The sequence below is a fragment of the Arthrobacter zhaoxinii genome, assembly GCF_025244925.1.
GTDB classification, from domain to species: domain Bacteria; phylum Actinomycetota; class Actinomycetes; order Actinomycetales; family Micrococcaceae; genus Arthrobacter_B; species Arthrobacter_B zhaoxinii.
Genome location: NZ_CP104275.1, coordinates 2,649,785 through 2,676,540, shown reverse-complemented (window position 1 = coordinate 2,676,540; position 26,756 = coordinate 2,649,785). Strand labels below are relative to the sequence as shown.

24 protein-coding genes are annotated in these 26,756 nt (G+C 66.3%); 14 read left to right on the top strand and 10 right to left on the bottom strand.

Annotated elements, in window-relative coordinates; all coding sequences use genetic code 11:
• Window positions 1-16: 16 nt before the first annotated feature.
• Window positions 17-1,162 (bottom strand): glutamate--cysteine ligase, encoded by a 1,146-nt coding sequence (locus N2K95_RS12425; RefSeq protein ID WP_260651809.1) that lies wholly within the window; start codon window positions 1,160-1,162, stop codon window positions 17-19.
• A 161-nt stretch (window positions 1,163-1,323) separates the two neighbouring features.
• Here N2K95_RS12425 and N2K95_RS12420 point away from each other — a divergent pair, with 161 nt between their 5' ends.
• Window positions 1,324-2,136, top strand: coding sequence for a shikimate 5-dehydrogenase (locus tag N2K95_RS12420; protein ID WP_260651808.1), 813 nt, complete (start codon window positions 1,324-1,326; stop codon window positions 2,134-2,136).
• 57 nt (window positions 2,137-2,193) lie between these two features.
• Here N2K95_RS12420 and N2K95_RS12415 read toward each other — a convergent pair whose 3' ends face one another.
• Window positions 2,194-3,411, bottom strand: a complete 1,218-nt coding sequence (locus N2K95_RS12415) for a class I SAM-dependent methyltransferase (protein ID WP_260651807.1) — start codon at window positions 3,409-3,411, stop codon at window positions 2,194-2,196.
• A 54-nt stretch (window positions 3,412-3,465) separates the two neighbouring features.
• On the opposite strand from N2K95_RS12415, the gene N2K95_RS12410 reads away from it, so the two are divergent.
• On the top strand, window positions 3,466-4,614 hold the full coding sequence (locus tag N2K95_RS12410) for a MalY/PatB family protein (protein ID WP_260651806.1): 1,149 nt from the start codon (window positions 3,466-3,468) through the stop codon (window positions 4,612-4,614).
• Window positions 4,615-4,624: 10 nt separating this feature from the next.
• Here the strand turns inward: N2K95_RS12410 and N2K95_RS12405 are convergent, their stop codons facing one another.
• The 5 genes from N2K95_RS12405 to N2K95_RS12385 form a co-directional block, all read right to left on the bottom strand.
• Window positions 4,625-4,927 (bottom strand): hypothetical protein, encoded by a 303-nt coding sequence (locus N2K95_RS12405; RefSeq protein WP_260651805.1) that lies wholly within the window; start codon window positions 4,925-4,927, stop codon window positions 4,625-4,627.
• Between the two features lie 139 nt (window positions 4,928-5,066).
• Window positions 5,067-5,825: an iron ABC transporter ATP-binding protein gene (locus N2K95_RS12400; protein WP_260651804.1), complete on the bottom strand. Its 759-nt coding sequence runs from the start codon at window positions 5,823-5,825 to the stop codon at window positions 5,067-5,069.
• A 37-nt stretch (window positions 5,826-5,862) separates the two neighbouring features.
• Complete coding sequence (locus N2K95_RS12395) at window positions 5,863-6,879, bottom strand: iron chelate uptake ABC transporter family permease subunit (RefSeq protein ID WP_260651803.1); 1,017 nt, start codon at window positions 6,877-6,879, stop codon at window positions 5,863-5,865.
• Complete coding sequence (locus N2K95_RS12390) at window positions 6,872-7,912, bottom strand: ABC transporter permease (RefSeq protein ID WP_260651802.1); 1,041 nt, start codon at window positions 7,910-7,912, stop codon at window positions 6,872-6,874. Before N2K95_RS12390 ends, N2K95_RS12395 begins: the two co-directional genes overlap by 8 nt.
• Before the next feature lie 66 nt (window positions 7,913-7,978).
• On the bottom strand, window positions 7,979-8,920 hold the full coding sequence (locus N2K95_RS12385; protein ID WP_260651801.1) for a siderophore ABC transporter substrate-binding protein: 942 nt from the start codon (window positions 8,918-8,920) through the stop codon (window positions 7,979-7,981).
• 336 nt (window positions 8,921-9,256) lie between these two features.
• On the opposite strand from N2K95_RS12385, the gene groES reads away from it, so the two are divergent.
• From groES to N2K95_RS16285, 11 genes are all read left to right on the top strand, one after another.
• Window positions 9,257-9,553 carry a co-chaperone GroES gene (gene groES / locus N2K95_RS12380; RefSeq protein WP_087076694.1) on the top strand — a complete coding sequence of 99 codons (297 nt, stop codon included), beginning with the start codon at window positions 9,257-9,259 and terminating at the stop codon, window positions 9,551-9,553.
• A 76-nt stretch (window positions 9,554-9,629) separates the two neighbouring features.
• Window positions 9,630-11,240 carry a chaperonin GroEL gene (gene groL, locus N2K95_RS12375; protein WP_255790430.1) on the top strand — a complete coding sequence of 537 codons (1,611 nt, stop codon included), beginning with the start codon at window positions 9,630-9,632 and terminating at the stop codon, window positions 11,238-11,240.
• Window positions 11,241-11,453: 213 nt separating this feature from the next.
• Window positions 11,454-12,971 carry an IMP dehydrogenase gene (guaB, locus tag N2K95_RS12370; RefSeq protein WP_260651800.1) on the top strand — a complete coding sequence of 506 codons (1,518 nt, stop codon included), beginning with the start codon at window positions 11,454-11,456 and terminating at the stop codon, window positions 12,969-12,971.
• 150 nt (window positions 12,972-13,121) lie between these two features.
• Window positions 13,122-14,261 (top strand): GuaB3 family IMP dehydrogenase-related protein, encoded by a 1,140-nt coding sequence (locus N2K95_RS12365; RefSeq protein WP_255790427.1) that lies wholly within the window; start codon window positions 13,122-13,124, stop codon window positions 14,259-14,261.
• A 64-nt stretch (window positions 14,262-14,325) separates the two neighbouring features.
• The gene (locus tag N2K95_RS12360; protein WP_260651799.1) at window positions 14,326-16,050 is read left to right on the top strand and encodes a glycerol-3-phosphate dehydrogenase/oxidase; all 1,725 of its coding nucleotides are present in this window, start codon (window positions 14,326-14,328) and stop codon (window positions 16,048-16,050) included.
• A 93-nt stretch (window positions 16,051-16,143) separates the two neighbouring features.
• On the top strand, window positions 16,144-16,620 hold the full coding sequence (locus N2K95_RS12355) for a PTS sugar transporter subunit IIA (RefSeq protein ID WP_260653801.1): 477 nt from the start codon (window positions 16,144-16,146) through the stop codon (window positions 16,618-16,620).
• Between the two features lie 55 nt (window positions 16,621-16,675).
• Entirely contained in the window at window positions 16,676-17,491 is an 816-nt protein-coding gene (locus N2K95_RS12350; protein WP_260651798.1) for an SURF1 family protein, read from the top strand.
• The gene (locus tag N2K95_RS12345) at window positions 17,488-17,904 is read left to right on the top strand and encodes a DUF3817 domain-containing protein (RefSeq protein WP_255790417.1); all 417 of its coding nucleotides are present in this window, start codon (window positions 17,488-17,490) and stop codon (window positions 17,902-17,904) included. Before N2K95_RS12350 ends, N2K95_RS12345 begins: the two co-directional genes overlap by 4 nt.
• Window positions 17,905-17,987: 83 nt before the next feature.
• Complete coding sequence (guaA, locus tag N2K95_RS12340) at window positions 17,988-19,577, top strand: glutamine-hydrolyzing GMP synthase (RefSeq protein WP_260651797.1); 1,590 nt, start codon at window positions 17,988-17,990, stop codon at window positions 19,575-19,577.
• A 148-nt stretch (window positions 19,578-19,725) separates the two neighbouring features.
• The gene (locus N2K95_RS12335; protein WP_313771086.1) at window positions 19,726-23,601 is read left to right on the top strand and encodes a DUF4011 domain-containing protein; all 3,876 of its coding nucleotides are present in this window, start codon (window positions 19,726-19,728) and stop codon (window positions 23,599-23,601) included.
• 3 nt (window positions 23,602-23,604) lie between these two features.
• Window positions 23,605-23,865: a hypothetical protein gene (locus tag N2K95_RS16285; RefSeq protein ID WP_313771085.1), complete on the top strand. Its 261-nt coding sequence runs from the start codon at window positions 23,605-23,607 to the stop codon at window positions 23,863-23,865.
• Window positions 23,866-23,893: 28 nt separating this feature from the next.
• Here N2K95_RS16285 and N2K95_RS12330 read toward each other — a convergent pair whose 3' ends face one another.
• The 3 genes from N2K95_RS12330 to N2K95_RS12320 form a co-directional block, all read right to left on the bottom strand.
• Window positions 23,894-24,631 carry an SAF domain-containing protein gene (locus N2K95_RS12330; RefSeq protein ID WP_260651796.1) on the bottom strand — a complete coding sequence of 246 codons (738 nt, stop codon included), beginning with the start codon at window positions 24,629-24,631 and terminating at the stop codon, window positions 23,894-23,896.
• A 183-nt stretch (window positions 24,632-24,814) separates the two neighbouring features.
• Complete coding sequence (locus tag N2K95_RS12325) at window positions 24,815-25,108, bottom strand: FmdB family zinc ribbon protein (RefSeq protein WP_255790412.1); 294 nt, start codon at window positions 25,106-25,108, stop codon at window positions 24,815-24,817.
• A 53-nt stretch (window positions 25,109-25,161) separates the two neighbouring features.
• Window positions 25,162-25,779: a 5-formyltetrahydrofolate cyclo-ligase gene (locus N2K95_RS12320; RefSeq protein WP_260651795.1), complete on the bottom strand. Its 618-nt coding sequence runs from the start codon at window positions 25,777-25,779 to the stop codon at window positions 25,162-25,164.
• Window positions 25,780-25,846: 67 nt separating this feature from the next.
• On the opposite strand from N2K95_RS12320, the gene galU reads away from it, so the two are divergent.
• Window positions 25,847-26,752: a UTP--glucose-1-phosphate uridylyltransferase GalU gene (gene galU / locus N2K95_RS12315; RefSeq protein WP_260651794.1), complete on the top strand. Its 906-nt coding sequence runs from the start codon at window positions 25,847-25,849 to the stop codon at window positions 26,750-26,752.
• Window positions 26,753-26,756: the final 4 nt, after the last annotated feature.

Sequence of the window (26,756 nt, the reverse complement as noted above, 5' to 3'; positions counted from 1 at the left end):
CCTTCTCTGTGGATGCTTAGGCTCCGCGGAGCCGGCGGATACCGTCGAAGACAACGGCGCGCAGGTCGCCGTCGTTCTCCTGCGCTACGCGGCGCTGCTGCTGGTAGCCGGCGCCCCGCTCAATGATGGTCCGGACGTCGGCCAGTTCGGCGCTGCAGCCCAGCTCGGCGGCAATCGGCGTCAGCCGGGGGAGGACGTCCTCGAGCAGGTGATCGGTGACCAGCTTCTCGTTGCCCTCGGCGTCGAGGATGACGATGGCTTCCAGGCCGTAGCGGGCTGCCCGCCACTTGTTTTCCTGGACGTGCCAGGGCGGCATGGTGGGGATGGTGCCGCCGGCGTCGATGATCGAAGAGAACTCGTGCACCAGGCACTGGGTCAGGGCAGCAATGGCGCCCACGTCCTGGATATCCGCCAGCCCGTCGCAGACCCGCATCTCAATGGTGCCCAGTCCCGGGACGGGGCGGATGTCCCAGCGGATTTCACTGATTGAGTCGATGACTCCGGTGGTGAACATGTCCTGCACGTAGGACTCGTACTCGCTCCAGGACGCGAACTGGAACGGCAGCCCCGCGGTGGGCAGCTGCTGGAACATCAGGGCCCGCTGGGAGGCGTAGCCGGTGTCATCCCCGGACCAGTAGGGGGAGGAAGCAGACAGCGCCTGGAAGTGCGGGAAGTAGTTCACCAGCCCGTCCAGGACGGGCAGGACCTTGTCCCGGCTGTCCAGGCCCACGTGGACATGCACGCCGTAAATGAGCATCTGCTGGCCCCACCACTGGGTCCGGTCGATGAGCTTGGCGTAGCGTTCCTTGTCCGTGACCGGCTGCGAGCGCGGGGTGCTGAACGGGTGGGACCCGGCACAGAACAGCTCCACCCCCATGGGGTCCGTCACCCGCCGCACTGCTGCGAGGGAGCGGGAAAGATCCGCCTTGGCCTCCGCCACCGTGCTGCAGATGCCGGTCACCAGTTCAACGGTGTTCTCCAGCAGTTCCTGCTTGATGTGCGGATGCTCGTCGTCTTCCCGCAGTGCGGGGTCATTGACGTTCACACCACGCAGCACTTCATCCGCCACGGAGACCAGATCTCCGGTGGTGCCGTCCACGAGGGCCAGTTCCCACTCGACTCCCAGTGTTGACTGGGCCGATTTGGCGAACTCGATTTCCAAACTGTCTCCTGCTTTATGCGTTACCACTGAAGTACCCGGACCCGCATCACTGCGTTGAGAACCTTATCAATCCTATAGCCGCACGCGCGGTTGCCGGGCCTCGGCCCGGAACCGGCCGCCAAACCCGGGGGAGACGGCACCTGCACGGACATAATGGGTGGATGCCGATCCTGAACAAAGACATGACCCTGTGCATTTCCCTGGCCGCGCGGCCGAGCAACATCGGCACGCGCTTCCACAACTACCTGTATGACCAGCTGGGCCTGAACTACGTCTACAAGGCCTTCGCCCCCGCGGACCTGGCGCAGGCCATTGCCGGGGTGCGGGGCCTGCCCATCCGCGGCTGCGCCGTCTCCATGCCGTACAAGGAGGACGTGATTGCCCTGGTGGACCGGATGGATCCGTCCGCGGAAGCCATCAGTTCCGTGAACACCATCGTCAACGACGACGGCGTGCTCACCGCCTACAACACCGACTACCTGGCCATCGCCCGGCTGCTGCGGGACCACCGGGTGCCGGTCACGCACTCAGTGCTGCTGCGCGGTTCCGGCGGCATGGCCAAGGCAGTGGCAGCCGCCCTGCGGGACGCCGGGTTCTCCGATGTCACGGTGGTTGCCCGCAACGAGGCCACCGGCCGGGCGCTGGCGGACCTCTACGACTTCGCCTGGCAGGCGGAACCGGGGACCTCCACTGCGGACCTGCTGATCAACGTCACCCCGCTGGGCATGGCCGGGCAGGACGAGGACGTGCAGTCCTTCGGCGACGACGCGGTGGCCGGGGCGAAAACGGTGTTCGACGTCGTCGCGCTGCCCGCCGAAACCCCGCTGATCGCCGCGGCACGGGCCGCCGGGAAACCGGTGATTACCGGTGCCGAGGTAATTGCCATCCAGGCCGAGGAACAGTTCGTGCTCTACACCGGTCTCCGGCCGACACCGGAGCAGGTGCGCGAAGCCGGCGAGTTCTCCCGCGCCTGACCGTCCGGGGCAGGCATCTACGCCCGGGGCAGGCATCTACGCCCGGGGCCGTACCGCCTAGGCGGCCGGCACCGGTTCCACCACCAGGGCCACACGGTCCTCGCCGATCCGGGTGAGGACCAGCGTGGCTTTGTTCGGACCTTTACCGGAGCCCGTAAGCAGGGCCTTGCGGACCTCCTCCGGCGTCACGGACATGCCGCGCTTCTTGATGTCCAGGACACCGATGCGGTTTTCCCGGACCCAGGCCTTCAGCGCCCTGATGTTGTACGGGCGTACGTCGAGGATCCGGTAGGCACGGGCGAAGGGGGTTTCGCGCAGTTCCGGGGCGCAGATGTAGGCGATGTGCGGATCCAGGAGGTGTCCGTCCAGGGTGGCCGCGACGTCGGCCACCAGCCCGGCACGGATCACGGCGCCGTCGGGTTCATACAGGTAGCCTTCGACCGGACCCATGGCCACGTCCTGGGCACCGGCGTCGTAATCCACCGGCGAGGTCAGTTCCGCCGCGCCCCCGGAGCCGATCACCAGGGCGGCCCGCCGGACGCCCTCGCGGCGCAGCGCGTTGAACCACAGGGTGGCCTCGGTGACGTCTCCGTCCACGGACACCCACTGCGCCTCGCAGTTGGCGGGCAGCGCCTCGTGCGGGATGCCGGGTCCCATCTTCACTCCGACGGGCAGGCCGGCATCCGCCAGCGATTCCACGAAGGACAGGGGAGGGGAGAAGGCCTCCGGATCGAAGATGCGGGTGGTACCCGACGTCGACGTGGTCCTGCGCGCCGGATCCAGCCAGACGCCGTCGAACCCGGTCAGGTCGAAGTCCTCGGCGCGGCCCTGGACCACCGTGGCCTCCGGCCAGGGCATGAGGTTGATGGTTGCTGCCGCGGCGGTGATTTCATCCAGCTCGACGGCGGTCACCTGCCGGTCCAGGGTGGCCAGGGCCAGGGAATCGGCGCCGATGCCGCAGCCGAGGTCCGCGACCTTATCCAGCCCGGCCTCCTGGTAGCGGCGGGCGTGCAGGGCGGCTACGTTCAGGCGGGTGGCCTGTTCCAGGCCGGGCTGTGTGAAGACCATGTGCTCGGCGAACGGACCGAACTTTCCGCGGGCCTTCATCCGCAGTTTTGCCTGCGTCAGGACGGCGGCCACCAGCTCGGGGGCATGCCCGGCCTTGCGCAGGTCCGTGTTCAGCTTCAGGGACTCGGATTCGAGATAGGGGGGAAGCGAGTTCAGCAGCTGCCATCCCTCGGGGGTCAGAACATGGGCAAGGGAAGTATCGGGCATGCCCTCCAGCCTAGTTGTTCTGCCTGCGGGCACGTTAGCTGTAGGTTGGGCGGCATGACGAAGATCGCCGCCGAGCCGCTGGCTGCACTGCGGGCGCGTACCAGCTACAAATGGCAGACCTATCCGGCGGACGTGCTGCCGCTGTTCGTGGCCGAAATGGACTATCCGCTGGCCGGACCGGTGCAGCAGGCCATCATTGACCGGGTGCTAGCCTCCGACACCGGATATATCGCCGGACCTCAGCCGGTGGCGGAGGCCTTCTCGGGGTATGCTGCGCGGACCTGGGCCTGGGCGGTGGACCCCGGGGATGTACGGAGCACCACGGATGTGAGTGTGGCGATTGTGGAGTGCCTGCGCCAGGCCGTACCCGTGGACGGTGTCGTCATCATCACTCCGCCCGTCTATCCGCCGTTCTTTGAGCTGCCGCTGGAAGCGGATTCCCTGGTCATGGAAGTACCGCTCCTGTCCGACGGCGACGGGTGGGCACTGGACCTTGCCGGGCTGGAGCGGGCCTTTGCCCGCGGCGCCGATGCCCTGCTGCTGTGCAACCCGCACAATCCGCTGGGACTGGTACATTCCGCCGATACCCTGCGGGCGCTCGCGGACCTTTCGGCGAAGTACGGCGTGGCCGTAATCAGCGACGAGATCCACGCCCCGCTGACGTACGAAGCAGGGGAGTTCACCCCGTACCTCGCCGTCTCGGAGAACGCGCGGGAATACGGCCTCTGCGTCACCGCTGCCAGTAAGGCCTGGAACATCGCCGGCACCAAGTGCGCCGTGATGGTGGCGCAGAGCGAGCGGACCCGGCTGATGCTGGCCTCCATGCCCGAGGAAGTCTCCGCGCGCACCAGCATCCTCGGCCTGCATGCCACGGCAGCGGCCTATAACGACGGCGGTCCGTGGCTTGCCGGAGTGATGGAGTCCCTCGCCGCGAACCGGACCCTGCTGGCCGAGCTTCTGGCGGAGCGGCTGCCGGGCACGGGATACCGTCCGCCCTCGGCCGGCTACCTCGCCTGGCTGGATTTCCGGGCCCTCGGCTGGGGTGATGATCCAGCGGCGGCGGCCCTGGAACGGGCACGGGTGGCGCTGGAACCGGGGCTGCGGTTCGGACACCAGGGCGCCGGGTTTGTCCGGCTGAACTTCGCCTGCTCCCCGGAGGTCCTGGCCGAGGCCGTGGAGCGGCTTGCCGCAGCTGCCGTCTAGCCTGCCGGGGCTATGCCGCCGGAGCGAGGATGCTCAGTTGGCGGGGCGCCAGCGTCCCGCCTTTGATGTGCACGACGGGCACGGGGAGGGACCCGGTTTCCGAGCTGCGGACCAGGCCGGCCATCGCGTCCTCGGTTACCGTAGCGCGGCGCAGGTCCAGGAGCACCGTGAGGCCGGGAAGGGCAGTGTTGGCCCTCCGCACAAGGACGTAAAGCACCCTGCTGTTTTGTTCGGTGACGCGTCCGCGGACTTCCAGCCGTGCCATGCGGCGGTCAAGATCAAACCGAATGCCGACACGCAGTTTGGGCTCCATGGCAGGTCCTTCCCCGAAGGGCCGCAGAAGTGCGACGGATTCCAACCTAGGAGCGCCGCGCGGGACGGCACAATGCACACGGCCCATACTGCCTGCCCGGGCAGTGCAGTTTCTGCCGGCGGCCCCCCGGTAAGGCCCGTCAGGCGAAGTAGACGCCGATCCGGTTGCCGTCGATCTCCTCGATCCGGATATCGATGTCGTAAATGTCCTTCAGGACCTCCGGCTGCATGATGGCCGACGGCGGCCCCTGGTGGATCAGCCGGCCGTCGCGCATGGCGATGATGTCGTCGGAATAGCAGGAGGCGAAGTTGATGTCGTGGATGACCAGGACCACGGTCTTCCCGAAGTCGTCCGTGAGCCGGCGCAGCAGCCGCATCATTTCCACGGAGTGCTTCATGTCCAGGTTGTTCAACGGCTCATCGAGCAGCAGGTAGTCCGTGTCCTGGGCCAGCACCATGGCAATGAACGCCCGCTGCCGCTGGCCGCCGGAGAGCTCGTCCACAAACCGGTCCGCCAGTGCCGTCAGGTCCAGGTAGGCCATGGCCGTCTCGATGGAGACCTTGTCCGCTGGACCCGGCCGGCCGCCGTTGTGCGGGTAGCGGCCGAACCCCACCAGGTCCCGCACCGTCAGGCGCACGGTGAGCTGGTTGTCCTGGCGCAGGATGGCCATCTTCCGGGCGAGGTCCCGGCCCGGGGTGGAAACGACGTCGAGCCCGTCCACGGTAACCGACCCAGAGTCCATGGGGAGCAGGCGGCTGATCATGGACAGCAGGGTCGACTTGCCGGCACCGTTGGGTCCGATGATCGAGGTGATGCCGCCTTCCTTGATCCCGCAGCTCACCCCGTCCACAACAACCGTGGAGGAATAGCGCTTGGTAACGCCGTTGACGGAGATCATGAGGCGGGGCCTTTCGAATGGTGCAGGGGGAGGAAGGTCATTTCACCTTTCCCCTCAGGAGCAAGACGAGGAACACGATGCCGCCCACGAATTCGATGACGATGCTCAGCGCGGTGTCGAAATCGAAGATCCGCTCCAGCACCAGCTGGCCGCCCACCAGGGCGATGATTCCCAGCAGTACGGCGATGGGCAGTACCGCGGCGTGCCGGAAGTTGGCACACAGCTGATAGGCCAGCGAGGCCACCAGTAGGCCGAAGAACGTCACCGGTCCCACCAGCGCCGTGGACACCGCGACGAGCACGGAGCAGATAATCAGCGTGAGCGTCACTGCCCGTTTGTGGTCCACTCCGAGGTTCACCGCGGTATCCCGGCCCAGGGCCAGGACATCGAAGGAGTGGCGCATCCGCCAGGCCAGGGCGCTGACCAGTGCGACGGCGGCGGCGGAGTAGCCCAGCAGGGCGGCGTCCACATTGTTGAAGCTCGCGAAGAACAGGTCCTGCAGGATGATGAACTCGCTGGGGTCGATGAGCACCTGCAGCAGCGAGGAGAAGCCGCGGAACATGGTGCCGAAGACAATGCCGACCAGGAGCATCAGGTGCAGCGATTTCCCGCCGCCGGTGAAGAGCCAGCGGTAGAGCAGGAACGAGAATCCGACCATCAGCAGCACTTCGAGGCAGAAACGGACCGGTGCGCCCAGTGACAGCAGGGCGCCGCCGCCCAGGGTAAACACCAGGACGGTCTGGATCAGCACGTAGAGCGCGTCAAAGCCCATGATCGACGGCGTCAGGATCCGGTTCGCAGTGACTGTCTGGAACAGGACGGTGGAGACGCCCACGGCGTAGGCCACCAGGATCATGGAGCCGACCTTGACCGCCCGGCGGGGCAGCGCGTAGCCGAGGTTGCCGCGCAGCTCGATGGTCATAAACACCGCAATCAGCGCCGCTGCGGCGATGCCGAGGGTGATGATCCAGAACTTCGCCGGAACGGTCCGGACCGGATGCCGGCGGTGTCCGGTCAGTGCAGCGGGCAGCGCGTTGGTGGAGGTCTCAGGCATGGGAACCGCGCTTGCGTAGGAGGAGGTACAGGAAGATGACGCTGCCTACCGCGGAGACCACAACGCCGACCGGGATTTCGTAGGGGTAGCGGATGGTGCGCCCGATGATGTCGCAGAGCAGGACGAAGCCCGCCCCGAAGACGGCAACCCAGGGCACTGCCCGGCGGACATTGTCACCGATCAGCAGGGACACCAGGTTGGGCACGATGAGGCCCAGGAAGGGGATGGAGCCGACGCTGACCACCACAACGGCGCTGATGAGGGAGACAATGACCAGTCCGAGCGCCATGACCCGGTTGTAGTTCAGGCCGAGGTTGGTGGTGAAGTCGGCTCCCATGCCCGCAACCGTGAACCGGTCCGCCGCCAGGTATCCGATGACGGTCAGGGCGCCCACAATCCAGAGCAGTTCGTAGCGGCCCCGCAGGACACCGGAGAAGTCGCCGACCATCCAGCTGTTGAGTGTCTGCAGGAGGTCGGTGCGGTAGGCGAAGAAGGTGGTGACGGCGGAAATCACGCCGCCGAGCATGATGCCCACCAGGGGGACGATCAAGGTGTTGCGCAGCGGGATCCGTCGCAGTACCAGCAGGAAGAGCGCGGTTCCGGCCGCGGCAAAGACCGATGCGGTGGACATCTTCATAAACATGGAGGCGCCGGGCAGCAGTACGGTCACCGCCAGGATCCCCAGCTGCGCCGATTCGACCGTGCCGACGGTGGAAGGTTCCACGAACTTGTTCCGGGCCATCAGCTGCATGATCAGGCCGGCCACGCTCAGTGCCATCCCCGCAAGGACGATACTCAGTGTGCGGGGGAGCTGGCTGGCCCAGAACAGCATGTGCGTGGTGGGGTCCCCAGCCAGAAGCGAGGACAGCGACAGGTCGCCGACGCCTACAAAGAGGCTGACGGCCGCCAGGAGGATGACGAGGCAGATTCCCAGGGCCAGTGCGGCGCGTGAACGCACAAAGCGCCGCCGTTCCGGGGGAGCGGCGGCGGAAGCGGAGGCCGGTTTTTTCGCCGGCGCGGCGGGGGCGGTCATATATCGGTGTCCAGTTCCTCCGCGGCCCGGCACCGGAGTTCCGGGCCGCGGAGAGCAAAAGTGCGGCTAGAGAGCGTCGTGGACGGTGTTAACCATGGTGTCCACATTGTTCAGGCCGTATCCGACCAGGTACCAGCTGGCGGAATCCAGCATGGTGATGTTGTCGTTCTGCGCAGCCTTGGTGCTCTTGACCAGATCGTTGTCCAGTACGGCGGAGGCGGCTTCACCCGAGGTGCCGACGGCGACGTCGCGGTCAATCACGAACAGGTGGTCCGGGTTGGTATCCGCGACGTAGTTGAAGGAAACCTTTTCGCCGTGGGCACCTTCGGACTTGACCTCTGCGGCCGGCGTGACGCCGAGGACGTCGTGGATGATGCCGAAGCGCGAGCCCGCGCCGTAAGCGGTCATTTCGCCGCCGCTGGTCAGGACGATCAGGCCGTTGCCGGCATCGGCTGCCAGTTCCTTGGTGTCTTCAACCTTGCCTTCGAGGGCATTCAGCTTCTCTTCGACCAGGTCTTCCTTTTCGAAGATCGTGCCGAGGGTCTGGGTGTTCTCCGTGAAGGAGCTCCAGGCGTCGGCGTTGTCGACGCTCAGGTCGATGGTCGGGGCAATCTCGCTCAGCTCGTCATAGGAGTCGGCCACCCGGCCGGAAATGATGATCAGGTCGGGAGCTCCGGCGTTGATCGCCTCAAAATCGGGCTCCTTCATGCTGCCGATCTTGGTGATCTCTTCGGCGCCGTACTTGGCGAGGCTCTCCGGGAAGTTGGCGGCGGGCACGCCGTCGACGTCGATGTCGAGGGCATCCATGGTGTCGAGGGCACCGAGGTCGAAGGTGTAGACCGTCTCCGGGTTCACCGGAACTTCGGTGCTTCCCTGGGCATGCTCAACCGTCACGGTTTTAGCCTGCGCGGACTCGACGTCGGCATCTGCTGCTTCAGTGGAGCAGGCGCTGAGCGCGAGGAGGGATACAAGGGCGGTTCCGGCCAGCAGGCGGGACTTGGGAATCATGGGGGCTCCGGTAAGAGTCGTTGTGCCTACCCGGGGGAATAGGGCACAGAAATGTTTTCTAATAGTGCGCGCAGATGAAAGCTATCCCGCTTAGGTGAGCCTAAGCAAATTCCGTTTACGCATCCGGGGCCCGGCAGTCCGCGGGCAGGGGCGGGGAAACCGGGGCGTGCTGGCACTCACCTTGACCGAGTGCTAACCGTTGCATAAAGTCTGAGTTAGCACTCCGAACGTGAGGGTGCTAACTCCCGAAGGGAAAGCGCGAACCGGCACCGCGACGACGGCCAGCGCCAGACCAACGGCCCCATTCCGTTAGAAACTACGCAAAGGAGAGCCCGAGTGTCGGTCTCTATTAAGCCCCTTGAGGATCGTATTGTTGTCCGCCCGCTCGAAGCCGAGCAGACCACTGCTTCCGGCCTCGTTATCCCGGATACTGCAAAGGAAAAGCCCCAGGAGGGTGAAGTAGTTGCAGTTGGACCCGGCCGCGTTGATGACAACGGCAACCGCGTCCCGGTTGACGTTGCCGAAGGCGACGTAGTCATTTACTCCAAGTACGGCGGAACCGAAGTCAAGCACGGCGGCCAGGAATACCTGGTGCTGTCCGCCCGCGACGTGCTGGCCGTCGTCGTAAAGTAGTTCCCCTGGAAAACCCCGGCCAAGATTCTGGCCGGGGTTTTCTGATGCAGATGTAGTTGTCGGAAAGGACACACACATGGCAAAGCAGTTGGAGTTCAATGACTCCGCCCGCCGCTCGCTCGAAGCCGGCGTCGATAAGCTCGCCAACACGGTCAAGGTGACCCTCGGCCCGCGCGGCCGCAACGTCGTCCTGGCCAAGACCTGGGGCGCTCCCACCATCACCAACGACGGCGTCACGATTGCCCGCGAAGTTGAGCTGGAAGACCCGTACGAGAACCTCGGCGCACAGCTGGCCAAGGAAGTTGCCACCAAGACCAACGATGTTGCCGGCGACGGCACCACCACGGCCACCGTGCTCGCACAGGCCCTGGTCAAGGAAGGCCTGCGCAACGTTGCCGCCGGTGCTGCCCCCGGGCAGCTCAAGCGGGGCATCGAGGTGTCCGTCGACGCCGTTGCCAAGCGCCTGCTGGAGAACGCCAAGGAAGTTGAAGGCAACCAGGTTGCCCACGTTGCCGCCATCTCCGCGCAGAGCACGGAAATCGGCGAACTGCTGGCCCAGGCCTTCGACACGGTCGGCAAGGACGGCGTGATCACGATCGAGGAGTCCTCCTCGACGCAGACCGAACTGGCCATCACCGAGGGCATGCAGTTCGACAAGGGTTACCTCTCGCCGTACTTCGTCACCGACGCCGAGCGCCAGGAAGCCGTCCTCGAAGACGCGCTGATCCTGATCAACTCCGGCAAGATCTCCTCGGTTGCCGAGTTCCTGCCGCTGCTGGAAAAGGCACTGCAGACCTCCAAACCGCTGTTCATCATCGCCGAAGACGTTGACGGGGAAGCCCTGTCCACCCTGGTGGTCAACAAGATCCGCGGCACCCTGAACGTCGTCGCCGTCAAGGCACCGGGCTTCGGTGACCGCCGCAAGGCCATGATGCAGGACATCGCGACCCTCACCGGCGCGCAGGTGGTCAGCCCCGACCTCGGCCTGAAGCTGGACCAGGTTGGCCTTGAGGTGCTGGGCTCCGCCCGCCGCATCACGGTCACCAAGGACAACACCACGATTGTTGACGGCACGGGCTCCGAAGCCGACGTCGCCGACCGCGTGGCACAGATCCGTGCCGAGATTGAGCGCACCGATTCCGACTGGGACCGCGAGAAGCTGCAGGAACGCCTGGCCAAGCTCTCCGGCGGTATCGGCGTCATCCGCGTGGGTGCAGCCACCGAGGTGGAACTGAAGGAAAAGAAGCACCGCATCGAAGATGCCGTTTCCTCCACCCGCGCCGCACTCGAAGAAGGCATCGTGGCCGGCGGCGGTTCCGCACTGGTCCACGCCGCCCGCGCACTGGACACCGATCCGGAGGTGACGAAGCTGCAGGGCGACGCCGCCACCGCCGTCGGCCTGGTCCGCCGTGCACTGGCCCAGCCGCTGCGCTGGATCGCCGAGAATGCCGGTTCCGAAGGCATGGTCGTCGTTGCCAAGGTTGGCGAGCTGGAAATCAACAACGGTTTCAACGCCGCCACCGGCGAGTACGAAGACCTCATTGCTGCCGGCATCATCGACCCGGTCAAGGTCACCCGCTCGGCACTGCGCAATGCTGCCTCGATCGCTTCGCTGGTGCTCACCACCGAAGCCCTCGTGGTGGACAAGCCGGCTGAACAGGATGATGACCACGGTCACCAGCACTAATTAGCCCTGCTCCGCACCTCACCGTGCGGAAAACGGCCCGGGTCCCGCCCTTGGAAGTCACTTCCGGGGGCGGGGCCTTTGCTTTGCCGTGGCATCTCTCACACACGGCAGATACCTTCGGGGCGGAATAGGGGCGGGCCCGCTTTCGTTTTACGATGGGTACAGGCTAAATCGGGCCTTTTCCTTCCTCTCATCCCCGAAAGAGGCGCAGCTTTGAGTCAGCAGTACCCAGAACACGATCCGTTCGGCTTCGTCGGCCTCACCTACGACGACGTCCTCCTGCTGCCCGGCCCGACGGATGTCATTCCCTCTGAAGCCGACACCAGCTCCCGGCTGTCTAAGCGCATCACCGTACAGACTCCGCTGCTCTCGGCCGCGATGGACACCGTGACCGAATCCCGCATGGCCATCGCCATGGCCCGGCAGGGCGGCCTCGGCGTGATCCACCGGAACCTTTCCATCGCCGACCAGGCCGAGCACGTTGACCGGGTCAAGCGCAGCGAATCCGGCATGATCACCAACCCGGTGACCATTTCCCCGGACGCCACCCTGCAGGAACTCGACGACCTCTGCGCACATTTCCGTGTTTCGGGACTGCCGGTGGTGGACACCCAAAACACCCTGCTGGGCATCGTCACCAACCGCGACACCCGCTTCATTCCGCGTGCCGACTACCCGAGCCGCAAGGTCGAAGAGGTCATGACCCGCATGCCGCTCATCACCGGCCGGGTCGGCATCAGCGCCGAAGAAACAATGGAGCTGCTGGGCAAGAACCGCATTGAGAAGCTGCCGCTGGTGGACGACGCAGGCAAGCTGCAGGGCCTGATCACCGTCAAGGACTTTGACAAGGCCGAGCAGTACCCGCTCGCCACCAAGGACGACGAGGGCCGCCTGCGCGTCGGCGCAGCCATCGGCTTCTTCGGCGACGGCTACGAACGCGCCATGTCCATGGTGGAGGCCGGCGTCGACATCCTCGTGGTGGACACCGCCAACGGCCACAGTGCAGGCGTGCTGGAAATGATTGCCCGCCTCAAGAAGGACCCTGCGGCCGCACACGTGGACATCATCGGCGGCCAGGCAGCCACCCGCGAAGGCGCCCAGGCCCTGATCGACGCCGGCGCCGACGCCGTCAAGGTGGGCGTCGGACCGGGCTCCATCTGCACCACCCGCGTTGTTGCCGGTGTGGGCGTCCCGCAGATCACGGCCATCTATGAGGCCTCCAAGGCCGCCATTCCGGCCGGCGTTCCGCTGATCGCCGACGGCGGCCTGCAGTACTCGGGCGACATCGGCAAGGCCATCGTGGCCGGCGCCGACACCGTCATGCTCGGCGGCCTGCTCGCCGGATCCGCCGAAAGCCCGGGCGACCTGGTCTTCGTCAACGGCAAGCAGTTCAAGTCCTACCGCGGCATGGGTTCGCTGGGCGCCATGCAGTCCCGGGGCAAGAACACCTCCTACTCCAAGGACCGCTACTTCCAGGCCGACGTCCCCAGCGACGAGAAGCTGATCCCGGAAGGCATCGAGGGCCAGGTGCCCTACCGCGGTCCGCTGTCCGCCGTGGCCCACCAGCTGGTCGGCGGCCTGCGCCAGACCATGTTCTACACGGGTGCACGCACCATCCCCGAGCTGAAGGCAAAGGGCAAGTTCGTCCGGATCACCCCGGCCGGGCTGAAGGAATCCCACCCGCACGACATCATGATGACGGCCGAAGCGCCGAACTACGGACGCCGCTAAACCGGTTCCGAATGCCGAGGGCAGCTCCCGCGTACCGTGCGGGGGCTGCCCTCGGGCTTTAAGGGCCGCGGCGGCGGCTGTTCGCTGACTCCCGAGGGCCATTACCGGCAGCTTTCCGGCTCAGGACGTGCACTGGGATAACCTAGGGACGTGAGTAACGAGATAGAAATTGGCCGTGGCAAGCATGGGCGCAGAGCCTACTCCCTGGATGACGTAGCGATTGTGCCCTCGCGGCGCACCCGTGACCCCCAGGATGTTTCCATCAACTGGCAGATCGATGCCTATCAGTTCGAGATGCCGGTCATCGGCGCCCCGATGGACTCGGTGATGTCTCCGGCATCGGCGATTGCCCTCGGCAGGCTCGGCGGGCTCGGCGTACTGAACCTCGAGGGCCTGTGGACCAGGTACGAGGATCCGGAACCGCTGCTGGACGAGATTGCCGCCCTCAGCAGCGACAACTTCAACCCCGAAGCCACCCGCCGCCTGCAGGAAATCTACAACGCTCCCATCCGGGCCGAACTGATCAGCTCCCGCCTGGCCGAAATGCGCGACGCCGGCGTGACGGTTGCCGGCTCGCTCACCCCGCAGCGCACCCAGGAGTTCTACAAGACCGTCCTGGCCGCCGGCGTCGACGTCTTCGTCATCCGCGGCACCACCGTGTCCGCCGAGCACGTGTCCAAGACCGTGGAACCGCTGAACCTGAAGCAGTTCATCTACGAACTCGACGTTCCCGTGATCGTCGGCGGAGCGGCCGGCTACACCCCGGCCCTGCACCTGATGCGCACCGGCGCCGCGGGCGTCCTGGTCGGCTTCGGCGGCGGCGCCACCACCACCACCCGGCGGGCGCTGGGCATCCACGCCCCGATGGCAACCGCCATTTCCGACATCGCCGAGGCCCGCCGGGACTACATGGACGAGTCCGGCGGACGGTACGTACACGTGATCGCCGACGGCGGCATGGGCACCAGCGGCGACATCATCAAGGCCTTCGCCATGGGCGCCGACGCCGTGATGCTCGGTTCCGCGCTGGCCCGTGCCGAAGAGGCACCGGGGCAGGGCTGGCACTGGGGGCAGGAAGCGCACCACAGCGAGCTGCCGCGCGGCGACAGGGTCCGCCTGGACACGGTGGGACCGTTGAAGGAGGTCCTCTGGGGCCCCTCGCACCACACCAACGGAACCTCCAACCTCATGGGTGCCCTGCGCCGGGCAATGGCCACCACCGGCTACTCGGACCTGAAGGCCTTCCAGCGCATCGAAGTGCTGGTATCGCCGTACCAGTACAACCTGTAAATACCGGCGCCCAGCCCATAGAGTGGACGCAGCTACGGCAGGACCCTAGAGAGGAACCTGGACCATGACTGCAGACGCCCTGAGCCCCGAGTACCGGATGGATGCCATGGACCGGCTCCAGGCAACCACCCGGCCGGGCAATGAGCTGGACATCCTGATCGTCGGCGGCGGCGTGGTCGGCGCCGGCGCGGCGCTGGACGCGGTGACGCGGGGGCTGAAGGTCGGCATGGTGGAGGCCCGGGACTGGGCATCGGGCACCTCGTCGCGCTCCTCCAAGCTGATCCACGGCGGCCTGCGCTACCTGGAGATGCTGGACTTTGCGCTGGTCCAGGAAGCATTGAAGGAGCGCGGCCTGCTGCTGCAGCGGATCGCCCCCCATCTGGTCAAGCCGGTGGCCTTCCTGTACCCGCTGACCAAGCGGTTCATTGAGCGGCCGTACGTGGGCGCCGGTATTTTCCTGTACGACACCATGGGCATGACCTCCGGGAATTCCCGGGGGGTGCCCATGCAGAAGCACCTGACCCGGGGCCAGACACTTCGGATGGCTCCGAGCCTGAAGGATAACGCCATGGTGGGCGCCATCCGGTACTACGACGGCCAGGTGGATGACGCCCGGTACGTGGCCAACATGGTCCGCACGGCCGCGCATTACGGTGCGGCCGTGGTGAACCGGCTCGCCGTCGTCGACTTCCTGCGGGAGGGGGAACGCGTGGTCGGCGCCCGGGTCCGTGACCAGGAAACCGGCAGCGAGTTCGACATTGCCGCGAGCCAGGTGGTCAACGCGACGGGCGTCTGGACGGATGAAACCCAGGCCATGGTGACGGACCGCGGGCAGCTGAAGGTCCGCGCGTCCAAGGGCGTCCACTTGGTGGTTCCCAAGGACCGGATCCAGTCCACCGTCGGCATGATCCTGCGGACAGAAAAATCCGTGCTGTTCGTCATCCCCTGGGGCCGGCACTGGATCATCGGCACCACGGACACCGACTGGCACCTGGACAAGGCGCACCCGGCGGCCACTTCCGCGGATATCGACTACATCCTGGAACACGTCAACCTGGTGCTTAAAACCCCGCTGACCCGCGAAGACGTCGAAGGGGTCTACGCCGGCCTGCGCCCGCTGCTCGCCGGGGAAAACGACTCCACGGCCAAACTGTCACGCGAACACGTAGTGGCGCACCCTGTCCCGGGCCTTGTAGTGGTGGCCGGCGGTAAATGGACCACCTACCGGGTGATGGCCAAGGACGCCGTGGACGAGGCGGCCCGGGCACTGGATGAAAAGGTTCCCGAGAGCTGCACGCAGACCATCCCGCTGCTGGGCGCAGTGGGCTACAAGGCGGCCTGGAACCGGCGGCACCGCACTGCCGAGGAGTACGGGGTGCACGTGGTGCGTGTGGAGCATCTGCTCAACCGCTACGGTTCCATGGCGGACGACCTGCTCGGGCTCATCAAGGCGGACCCGACACTCGCCGAGCCGCTGCCCGGCGCCGACGACTACCTGCGCGCCGAAGCCGTGTACGCCACCACGCATGAAGGGGCCCGGCACGTCGAGGATGTCCTCGCCCGGCGGACCCGGATTTCCATTGAGACCTTTGACCGCGGCGTCTCCGCTGCACCCGTGGTCGCCGAACTGATGGCTCCGCTGCTGGGCTGGGACGTTGAGCGGGTGGAAAGCGAAGTTGCACATTACCTTGCCCGGGTCGAGGCTGAGCGCCGCAGCCAGGAGCAGCCCGATGACAAGAGTGCCGACGCCGCCCGCCTGGCGGCCGAAGACATAGCCCCGCGCATCTAGCGCACCGCGACCAATGGAAACGACGAACGCTCCTTGAATGAACAACAGTCGGCCGGACAATCCCCGGTGCCGCCCCGGGACGGGGAACTTACCCTGAATGAAGCCGGAGCAGTGCTGACCGAACCCGGCCTGGTGATTCTCTCCATGGAAGCCGCAGACCGGTACGACGCCGCACGGCAGCTGGCGGAACGGCTGTTCCGGGCCGGGCGGATCAGCAACCTGGAGGGCTTCCTGGAGCAGGTGAATGCCCGGGAGCACCAGATGGCAACCGGCCTGCCCGGCGGGATCGGCCTGCCCCATGCGCGCAGCGAGTATGTGCAGGAAACCTCCATCGCGGTGGGGATCGCCCGCTACGGCCACAGCATCGATTTCGGGGCGTCGGACGGTCCGGCCACCGTTGTCCTGCTGATTGCCACGCCGGCGGCGTCCTTCTCCCACCATCTGGAAGTCCTTGCCACGATTGCCCGGTCCCTGTTCCGGCCTTCCTTCCGGGACTCCCTGCGCCGGGCCAATGATGCCGAGGTCATAGCCGAACTGATCAACTCTTCGCTGGTCTTTTTTGACCACTGAGGCGGCCGCTCACCGGCATTGGGTTTTCTACAGCTTCACGAAGTACCGTTAACAGGTGCTCAAAACTGCTCTGCAGCCGCGTTGGATCGCCGGACTGCTCTTTGCCCTGATCCTCTCGACGGTCTTTGTGCTGTTGAGCCAGTGGCAGTTTTCCAATGCCGACACTGACGAATCCGCGGAGCCCCGGGCCACCGAGGACGTCCGTCCGCTGACCGAGGCCTTCACCCCGGGCAAACCGATGTATGAAACCGAAGCGGACCAGATGGTCTCGTTCACCGGTTCCTTTGACCCGGACAAGTCGGTCCTCGTGGAGCAGCGGCTCCAGGACGGCGACATGGGCTACTGGGCGGTCACCGCCTTCACCGTGGACGGCGCACCGGCGGGTGAATTCATTCCGGTGGTCCGCGGCTGGGTTTCCGACCCGGACGACGTGACCGACGTACCGGACGGCGAGGCCGCCGTCGTCGGCCGGCTCCTGCCTTCGGAGGCACCGCTGGTGGCGACGACGCCCACGGAGGGCCGCGTGGCCGCGCTGTCCACCGCTGAACTCATCAACCTGTGGGACGCGCCCGCCTACTCCGCCTTCGTCACCGCCTCGGAGATCACCGTGGACGGCGCGGCCGTTGACACCGGAAGCATGGAACCCGTGGTCGTGGATGCCCAGCCCGAGGACACCCCGGTCAACTGGCTCAATATCTTCTACGCGCTCGAGTGGATCGTTTTCGCCGGCTTCTCCGTCTTCCTCTGGTGGCGCCTGGTGGCCGACGAGTACCAGCGCAGCCTCGAGGACGATGAGTACGAGGACGACGACCACGACGACGACGCACCCGAACCCGACAACGAACACCCCAGCAGTGAGGTAACCAAGTGAGCGAATCCGCAAGCACCGCCAAGGCACCGAGGAAAAAGAAGCGCCGGTTCGGCGGTACCCATGCCCAGATCCGCTCGGCCCTGAAGTTCTACAAGGTCTTTTCCTATGTGACCGGTGTGCTGCTGCTCGCCCTCGTGGTGGAGATGATCGCGAAGTACGGTTTCGACACTGAGATCATTGTCGGCGGGGTCAACCTCTCCATCGGCGTGCTCATCCTGCACGGCTGGATGTACGTGGTGTACTTGCTGTCCGACTTCCGGCTGTGGCAGCTGATGCGCTGGCCGTTCTCCAAGTTCATCCTGATTGCGCTGGGCGGCGTTGTGCCGTTCCTCTCCTTTGTGGTCGAAGGCCGGATCCACAAGCAGGTCCTGACCGAGCTCGAAGCCCATCCTGAAGCGGCCAAGCGCTACTAGGGGAGCGGATCGCCGTCCGCCCGGCCGTTCCGCAGCCGCGGTCCGGTGTGCGCGGCCGGCGGCGGGCCGACTATCCTTGAAACGTGACTAATCCCGCGACTGATCCCATTGAAGAGCGGCCCGTCCTTGTTGTGGACTACGGAGCGCAGTACGCCCAGCTGATTGCCCGCCGGGTGCGCGAAGCAGATGTCTACTCCGAGGTGGTTCCCCACACCTACAGCACCGAGCAGCTGCTCGCGAAGAATCCGGCTGCCATTATTCTCTCCGGCGGCCCCTCCAGCGTGTACGCCGAAGGCGCCCCCAAGGTCGATGCAGACCTGTTCGAATCCGGTGTTCCGGTCTTCGGCATCTGCTACGGCTTCCAGGCCATGGCTGCCGCCATGGGCGGCAAGGTCGCCAAGACGGGGCTGCGGGAGTACGGCTCCACCGACGCACGCGCCGTCGGCGGCGCCCGCTCGATCCTTGAAGGCACCCCCGACGAGCAGAACACCTGGATGAGCCACGGCGACAGCGTGCAGGAAGCGCCCGAGGGCTTCGATGTCCTGGCCAGTACCGCAGGCGCCCCCGTCGCTGCCTTCGCCAACGAGGCGAAAGGTCTGTACGGCGTCCAGTGGCACCCCGAGGTCAAGCACTCCGCCCACGGCCAGGCCGTGCTGGAGAACTTCCTCTTCAAGGGGGCCAAGCTCGAACGGAGCTGGACCACCGGCAACATCGTTGAAGAGCAGGTTGCACGTATCCGCGCCCAGGTGGGCAATTCGCGGGTTATCTGCGGCCTGTCCGGCGGCGTCGACTCCGCCGTGGCAGCGGCCCTGGTGCAGCGCGCCGTCGGTGACCAGCTGACCTGTGTCTTCGTTGACCACGGTCTGCTCCGCGAAGGCGAAGCCGAGCAGGTGGAACGCGACTTCGTGGCTGCCACCGGCGTCAACCTGTACGTCGCCGACGAACAGGAACGCTTCCTGACCGCGCTGGCCGGAGTCTCCGACCCGGAAACCAAGCGCAAAATCATCGGCCGCGAATTCATCCGCGCCTTCGAAGAAGCCGAACGGTCCATCATGTCCAAGGCCGAGGCAGAGGGTGAACCCATCCGCTTCCTGGTCCAGGGCACCCTGTACCCGGACGTCGTCGAATCCGGCGGCGGTGAAGGCGCAGCCAACATCAAGAGCCACCACAACGTGGGCGGGCTTCCCGAAGACATGAAGTTCGAACTGGTGGAGCCCCTGCGGGCGCTCTTCAAGGACGAGGTCCGTGCCGTGGGCGCCGAGCTCGGCCTGCCGGCCGAAATCGTCGGGCGCCAGCCCTTCCCCGGTCCCGGGCTCGGCATCCGGATTGTCGGCGAGGTCACTCAGGAGCGGCTCGACCTGCTCCGCCGCGCGGACGCCATCGCCCGCGCCGAACTGACCAGCGCCGGTCTCGACGATGAAGTGTGGCAGATGCCGGTAGTGCTCCTGGCCGATGTGCGCAGCGTCGGAGTGCAGGGCGACGGCCGGACCTACGGGCACCCGATCGTGCTGCGGCCGGTGTCCAGCGAAGACGCGATGACCGCTGACTGGTCCCGGCTTCCGTACGATCTGCTGGCCCGGATCTCCAACCGCATCACCAATGAAGTGGACGGAATTAACCGCGTGGTGCTGGACGTAACCAGCAAGCCGCCGGGAACAATCGAGTGGGAATAGCGTAACGGGGACAGAGGACGGCCGTTTCGGCCGTCCTCTGTTTTGTCTCCCCGCGTTGCTATGTTCGGGAAACCCGCTCCGACGCGATAGTTTTGAAGGTATGCCAATTTGGTCGAGAACGCGCGGAAGTGCAGAAAAGAGGGCACTAGTGTCTGAGCAGAATACCGGGGAGAATCCCTCGGACTTCCTGCTGCCGTGGCTGGGACAACTGGGACAGCACGCCGGAACGGACACACTGCTCCATTTCACGCCGTCCGCAGCCAACAGCATCGACCTCACGCACGCGCATCCTTCCGGCCTGGCGCAGCTGCTTGCCGGCCGGCGTACCCGCCTGTCGACCCTGCTGCGGGACGCAGATCAGTACGGTGCCGCCATGAAGGCAGGGCGCCTGCTGCGTGCCAAGATCTATGAGCTGGGCACTGACCGCGGTATCGACGTCGGCTACATGGCTGCCGGCACCGCGTCATGGCGCTACGCTTCCGACGATGCGGTGCGGCCCGAGTCCCTGACCGCGCCCGTGCTGCTGACCCCGGTTGCCCTGACGGTCCACGCATCGCAGGATGACTACGAGCTGCAGCTGACCGAAAAGGCAGCGCTGAATCCTGCCCTGGTCCGGCACCTGCAGCAGGAACAGGGCCTGGACATCGACGTCGACGCGCTGACCCGCCTGGCGTACGGCACCGCCCGCTTCGATCCCCACCCGGTGCTGGAAAAGCTCCGCGCCGTCACCGGCAGCGTCCGCGGGATCAATATTGAACACCGTCTGCTGGTCTCCACCTTCGCGGACCTGTCGGACCTGAGCGAGGATCCTGCCCTGGATCCCGCCCACCCGATCCTCCGCGCCCTGATCGATGCTGCACGGGACGGCTCTGCCGGTCCCGTCGTCGCCGAACCGCTGGACCTTCCGGCACTGGACGAGCGCGACCCCGCGGACGAACTGCTCATCCTCGACGCCGACCGGCAGCAGCAGGAAGTCCTGGACCTGATCAACGCAGGCCAGTCACTGGTGGTCTCCGCGCCGGCCGGTACGGGCCAGACGCAGACGGCGCTCAACGCCGTCGCCGCACTGGCCAACGCCGGCAAGTCCGTCCTGGTAGTCGCCGAACGCCGCGGCACCCTCAACCAGTTCGTCTCCGAACTGGATTCAATGCAGCTCGGCTCCCTGATCCTGCAGGTTAACGCCGGGCTCACCCAGCAGCAGCTGAAGGACCAGCTGGTCCGGGCCATCGTGCGCAACGAAAAGTCGCAGGCCCCGGAACTGCAGAGCCTGCACAAGGTCCTGCTCGAAAACCGCCACCAGCTCCGCGACCACGTGAAGTCGCTGCACAACGTCCGCCGCCGCTGGGGCTGCTCGCCCTACCAGGCCATGCAGTCCCTGGCCGAGCTGACCTCCATGAACCCGGCGCCGGCCACCACCGTCCGGCTCAAGCGCAGCGTCCTGGACAGCATCACCGACCGCACCGAACTTTCCGGCCGCCTGCGCCGGGCCGCCGAACTGGGCAGCTTCAGCCGGGCCGCAACCACCAGCCCGTGGTACGGCGCCAAACTGCTCAACCGCAAGGAAACGGAAGAGGCGTACACGCTGACCCAGACCCTTGCCGCGGACCTTCCGGCACTGCGCGCCAAGGTCCAGGACGTGGCCGGGCACTCCGAAATCCGCCTTGGTGAAACCTTTGCCCAGTGGGGCGAGCAGCTTGAACTGCTCGTTGCCGTGCGGGAAAGCCTGGACAAGTTCACCCCGGACATTTTCGACCGCCCGGTAACGGACCTGATCTCCGCAACCGCCTCGTCTTCCTGGCGGCGCGAGCGCGGCATCGACATGAGTTCCATGACCCGCTCCCGCCTGCGGCGCGTGGCCAAGGAATATGTCCGTCCCGGTGTCCACATTTCAGACCTGCACGCTTCCCTGGCCGAAGTCCAGCAGCAGCGTGCGGTCTGGACCCGCTATGCGACCACCCAGCGCCACCCCTCGGTGCCCACCGGGCTGGCCGAGATCAACCGCTCCTACCTGCTGGTGAAGCGCCAGCTGGATACCCTCACCGAGATCCTGGCCGAGACCCCGTTCCACCCGGATCTGGCCTCCCTGCCGCTTGATGAACTCGAGAAGCAGCTCAGCGAGCTGGCGGGGGACCGGGAAACCCTGGAAACGCTGCCCGAGCGGACCCTGCTGCTCGACGAGATGCGTGCCCAGGGCCTCGGTGAACTGCTGGATGACCTGAGCGCACGCGAGGTCCAGCCCCGCCACGTCGGTTATGAGCTGGAACTGGCCTGGTGGCAGTCCGCCCTCGAAGCCATGATCAGCGGGGACGACTACCTTGCCATGTCGGACGGCAACAGCCTGCGCCGGCTGGAAGCCGAGTACCGCCTGGCGGACAACGCCCACATTGCCTCCGGTGCCGCCCGCCTGCGCTGGAGCCTTGCCTCACGCTGGCGTGCCGGCGTCCAGGCGGCACGCGGTGCTGCCGAGGACCTGCGCGAGCTGCTCAAGGACGGCGAGCTGTCCCTGGAGAGCCTGGGCCAGCAGTCCGAGGAGCTTGTTTCGTCCCTGCTGCCGGTGTGGGCGGCGAGCCCCCTGGTGCTGCCGATGGTCCTCCCTGAGCACCGCCGCTTCGACACCGTGGTCCTGCTTGATGCGGAGTCCACCAGCCTGCAGTCCGCGGTTCCGGCACTGGCCCGCGCTTCGCAGGTGATTGCCTTCGGCGACAGCTGCCTGGGCGGCCCGCGGCCGTTCACCATCGGCGTCGAACCCGCCGGTACGGCTCCGCAGCACGTGGAACTGATCAGCGCCTTCGAAGCGCTGGAACGTGTCCTGCCCAGCCGCTCCCTCTCCACCGTGTACCGGGGAACCGACAAGGCACTGCTGCGCCAGCTCAGTGAGTCCTTCTACAGCGGCCGCCTCACCATGGTCCCGAGTGCCGACGAAGTCACCACCGGACACCGCGCACTCTCCGTGGAATACCTGCCCGACGGAACCGGCATGCCGAGCGCCGACCATGAAGGCGTGGAAAGCGTTGCGGCGGAAGTCAACCGCGTGGTCGACCTGGTCTTCGAGCACATCCGGCGCCGCCCGCACCAGTCCCTCGGTGTCATTACCGCCAGCCCGCGCCACGCCGTGCGGGTAGCCGAGGCAATCCGCGTCCAGATGGCCAACTTCCCCTGGGCAGCCGATTTCTTCACGGCGAAGTCGGAGTCCTTCCGGGTGGTCCCGGTGGACCGTGCCGTAGGCATGGTCCGGGACTGCGTGATCTTCTCCCTCGGCTTCGGCCGCACCCCGCACGGGCGCGCCCTGCACAACTTCGGGCCGCTTTCGGCACCTGACGGACGCAAGAAGTTCGTCACTGCCATGACCCGGGCGCGGTACAAGCAGCACGTGCTGACCTGCTTCCAACCCGCGGACCTGGACCGGACGCGCCTGGGCTACGGCGCACTGGACTTCTACGAGCTCATTAAGCGTGAACTCGATCCGGAAACCGGCCGGGTGGAAGCCCCCGCCGCCGGAGGCATCATGGAAGAGGATCCGCTGGTCGCGGACCTGGTGGGCCGCCTGCGTGAACGCGGCGCCAAGGTCTGGGACCACTACGACGGCACCATCGACATTGTCGCTGCGGCTCCCCATTCGGCCGGTCCCGCGGGTACGCCCGCACCGCTGGCCATCGAATCCGACGGCACGGAACGGTACCGTGCCATGTCCGTCCGTGAACGCAGCCGGCTCCGTCCGCAGCTGCTGGAACGCCGCGGCTGGCGGTACATGCCGCTGTGGACCATCGAGGTCTTCAGCGACCCGTCCGCCTGTGCTGACCTTGTCAGCCGGTACCTTGAGCTGCCGGATCCACCCGTGGGGCAGAAGCCCGTGCCCCGCAGCGCTGAAGCGGTCGAAAACGACGTGATCGAAAACAGCGGGGGCGGAAGCGATGCCAACGATGCCGCGGGGGAGACCGAACAGGTGAAGGTGACCCCGCACGGAAGCAGCCGGATGCGTGACCGGAGGCCGGGCCCCGTCCCGGACAGCACTGCAGGAGAGTAATCGATGACTGAGGAACCGGTGGACCCGGAGGCTGCAGCGGAGAACACCGCCGCAGCCTCCGGGAACGCCCCGGCTGCGGGGGAGCACGAGGCCCCGCGCAGCCCCCGACGGCGCGGCAACCGCCGGGCGGTTTCACCGGGATCGGTCGGTGCGGCCGGGCTTTTGCCCGTGACCGCCAAGGAGGACGATCCCCGGGTGTGGGGCGACAGCCTTGAGGACAGCGATTCCTGGCTGCGGGAACAGCGCCCCCCGCACTGGGGATGACCGGCAGGGCTGCCCGCACCGCGGCAGCCTAGCCGTCGTCCGTCAGAACCAGATAGACCCCGCCTGACCCGGAGGCCGCTGTGAGGCGGGCGGCGTTGTCCCGGTCCGCCGCAACCACCACCAACCCTTCGCCGCCGCCGCTGCCCGGCCACCCGCCGGCCGCATCGCCGCCGGAGACCCACAGCACCGGCACCGAGGCGGCCAGGACAACCGCACCGCCGCCCTCCGCCGTCGTGTCGCCGGCTGCCGTGCTGCCCCACGCACCGTCGGCCCCTGCAACAACGTTGACAAGCTGCCCCGGACCGAGCAGATCGAGGACGGAAGGATCTGCAGGGCGCAGAGGAACGGCCACGGACCCGGGCGGAGAGCCGATCAGCAGCCCGGCGCCGGCGAGGGAGACTTCAGTGACGGGGCTGCCCTGGAGCAGCGGGGTAGCGAGACGCCGGCCCAGCAAGGCCTCCGGCTGTTTGTGGGCGCCCGGCGGAACGGCCTCTGCGGGCACACGTACCGTCTCCAGGGTTCCGGCATTGAGCACCGTACCGGCGGGCAAATCCCGGGCAGCGCGGACCATTGCGGACCGTACCGCGGTCTCCGGGACCAACGCCTCCACAGCGGATCCGGCGGCCGCACAGCAGGCCAGGGCTGCCAGCAGACGGCGGTGGCGGACAATAAAGCGGCGAACACGTCCCGCAGGGCCTGTGGAACCGGAAGGCAGGCCCGGATAGGGACCGGCAAACGGCCGGGCGATAAGGCGGCGAAAAGGCATGGCAGCCACGCTAGCCATGGGACGCTTCGCGGCAGCAGCCGCGGTTCCGGAAGCACCCGCGGTGCCAGCTACGTCCGGGCAAAAGTGCCGATGTGGAGGAAAGGTCGAAGAAAGGCCGGCCCGGGGTTCCGCCGCGGCAGCGGGGCAGTTACGGTGCCGGGAAGCCCGGTCCGGCGGCGGAACTTAGGACTGTGAGCTGCCCGAACCTGCGGCGGGGGCAGGTGCGGAGGTTCCGGCTCCGGCAGGTGCCGCGGGGGAACTATCCGACTTGGCAGGAGCTGCGGGGACCGTGGATGCGGCGTCGCGCGAATCGGTGCGGTAGAAACCGGAGCCCTTGAAGACAACTCCGACGCTGTTGAACTTCTTCCGCAGGCGGCCGCCGCACTCGGGGCAGACCGTCAGGGAGTCTTCACTGAAGGACTGCTGGATATCGAACGAATGGGAGCAGTCCTTGCAGGCGTAGGCATACGTGGGCACTCTGGTGATCCTCCTTGGGCAACTCTCAAGCTGGCACTCTCAAGCCTTGAGTGCTAAGTATACATGGGGTCCGATGGCACCTGCCGCCACGCGGAGGGTGTGAGCACAGCGTCCACCGCTGCATCCAGGGGTGTGGTTTCGAAGCTCCCGGCCGGAACGAACTCGTGATCGTAGACCACTGCGGCCGCGGGGGCGGGGTTGCCGTCCGCACGCAGACGTGCCAGGAACCGGTCGTAGTAACCGCCGCCCTTGCCCATCCGCCCGCCGCTGGAATCCGCTGCCAGTGCCGGTACGAGCACGAGGCCGAGCTCCGTCAAATCGGCGGCGGCGAAACGTTCTCCGGTCGGTTCCAGGAGCGAGCCGTGCAGTCCCGGTGCCAGCACGGTTTCGGGTGTCCAGTCACACCACGACAACCTGCGTCCGGGTTCGCACACCGGGACCACAACGCGGTACCCGGCTGTGCACAGGCCCTCCAACAACTCGCCCGTGCCAGGCTCACTCCCCACTGACAGGTATCCGGCCACCGTTCCGCCGTGCGGCACCAGTTCCTGCGCCCAGGCGAGTCCGAGCCGGGCAAGGCCGGAGGCGGCATCGGCTTTTTCGGCATCCGTCATTTCCCGGCGTAAGCGCAGGAAATCTCTTCGGGCCTGGTCCTTGTTTAGTGCACGCATATGCCCATTGTCCCTATCCGGATGCTTATTTGGTGCAATCTAAGACCTCTTAGGTACGCTTACGACTATGACGACGTCACGCCCCTCCATAACCAAAGCCGTAATCCCCGCCGCCGGCCTGGGTACGCGCTTCCTCCCCGCCACCAAGGCCATGCCGAAGGAAATGCTTCCGGTGGTGGATAAGCCGGCCATCCAGTACGTGGTCGAGGAAGCCGTCAACGCGGGCATGCCGGACATTCTTATGATCACCGGGCGTAACAAGCGCTCCCTTGAGGACCATTTCGACCGGGTGCCCTTCATCGAGAAGACGCTGGAAGATAAGGGCGACCTGGAAAAGCTCGCATTGGTGCGGGCTGCTTCCGAGCTCGGTGAAATCCACTACCTCCGTCAGGGCGACCCCAAGGGGCTGGGCCATGCCGTGCTCCGGGCCAAGCTGCACATCGGCGACGAACCCTTCGCCGTCCTGCTGGGCGATGACCTGATCGACGCCCGTGACGACCTGCTGGAAAAGATGGTCGAGGTCCAGGCAAAGACCGGGGGTTCCGTTATTGCCCTGATCGAGGTGGATCCGGAGCAGATCAGCGCCTACGGCTGTGCCGATATCTCCGTGGTCGAGGGCGAGGACTACGTCCGCGTCAACAAGCTCGTGGAAAAGCCCGACGTCGCCGATGCGCCCTCCAACCTGGCAGTGATCGGGCGCTACGTCCTCCACCCGTCGGTCTTCGAAGTCCTCGAGGAAACCGGTCCGGGCCGCGGCGGCGAAATCCAGCTGACGGATGCACTGCAGACGCTGGCTGCCGGTGAGGGCGAAGGCTCCGGCGTCTACGGCGTCGTTTTCCGCGGCCGCCGCTATGACACCGGCGACAAGCTGAGCTACCTCAAGGCCGTGGTTTCACTGGCATCCGAACGCGAGGATCTCGGCCCGGCGCTGCGGGACTGGCTGAAGGATTTCACCGGCACGCTCGAAGAGTAACTAC

Excerpts from the sequence above, each read along its gene's own strand:
- N2K95_RS12420 (WP_260651808.1), top strand. The coding sequence starts at position 1,324 with ATGCCGATCCTGAACAAAGACATGACCCTGTGCATTTCCCTGGCCGCG.
- N2K95_RS12415 (WP_260651807.1), bottom strand. The coding sequence starts at position 3,411 with ATGCCCGATACTTCCCTTGCCCATGTTCTGACCCCCGAGGGATGGCAG.
- N2K95_RS12410 (WP_260651806.1), top strand. The coding sequence starts at position 3,466 with ATGACGAAGATCGCCGCCGAGCCGCTGGCTGCACTGCGGGCGCGTACC.
- N2K95_RS12405 (WP_260651805.1), bottom strand. The coding sequence starts at position 4,927 with ATGGAGCCCAAACTGCGTGTCGGCATTCGGTTTGATCTTGACCGCCGC.
- N2K95_RS12400 (WP_260651804.1), bottom strand. The coding sequence starts at position 5,825 with ATGATCTCCGTCAACGGCGTTACCAAGCGCTATTCCTCCACGGTTGTT.
- N2K95_RS12395 (WP_260651803.1), bottom strand. The coding sequence starts at position 6,879 with ATGCCTGAGACCTCCACCAACGCGCTGCCCGCTGCACTGACCGGACAC.
- N2K95_RS12390 (WP_260651802.1), bottom strand. The coding sequence starts at position 7,912 with ATGACCGCCCCCGCCGCGCCGGCGAAAAAACCGGCCTCCGCTTCCGCC.
- N2K95_RS12385 (WP_260651801.1), bottom strand. The coding sequence starts at position 8,920 with ATGATTCCCAAGTCCCGCCTGCTGGCCGGAACCGCCCTTGTATCCCTC.
- groL (WP_255790430.1), top strand. The coding sequence starts at position 9,630 with ATGGCAAAGCAGTTGGAGTTCAATGACTCCGCCCGCCGCTCGCTCGAA.
- N2K95_RS12360 (WP_260651799.1), top strand. The coding sequence starts at position 14,326 with ATGACTGCAGACGCCCTGAGCCCCGAGTACCGGATGGATGCCATGGAC.
- N2K95_RS16285 (WP_313771085.1), top strand. The coding sequence starts at position 23,605 with ATGACTGAGGAACCGGTGGACCCGGAGGCTGCAGCGGAGAACACCGCC.
- N2K95_RS12330 (WP_260651796.1), bottom strand. The coding sequence starts at position 24,631 with ATGCCTTTTCGCCGCCTTATCGCCCGGCCGTTTGCCGGTCCCTATCCG.
- N2K95_RS12320 (WP_260651795.1), bottom strand. The coding sequence starts at position 25,779 with ATGCGTGCACTAAACAAGGACCAGGCCCGAAGAGATTTCCTGCGCTTA.
- galU (WP_260651794.1), top strand. The coding sequence starts at position 25,847 with ATGACGACGTCACGCCCCTCCATAACCAAAGCCGTAATCCCCGCCGCC.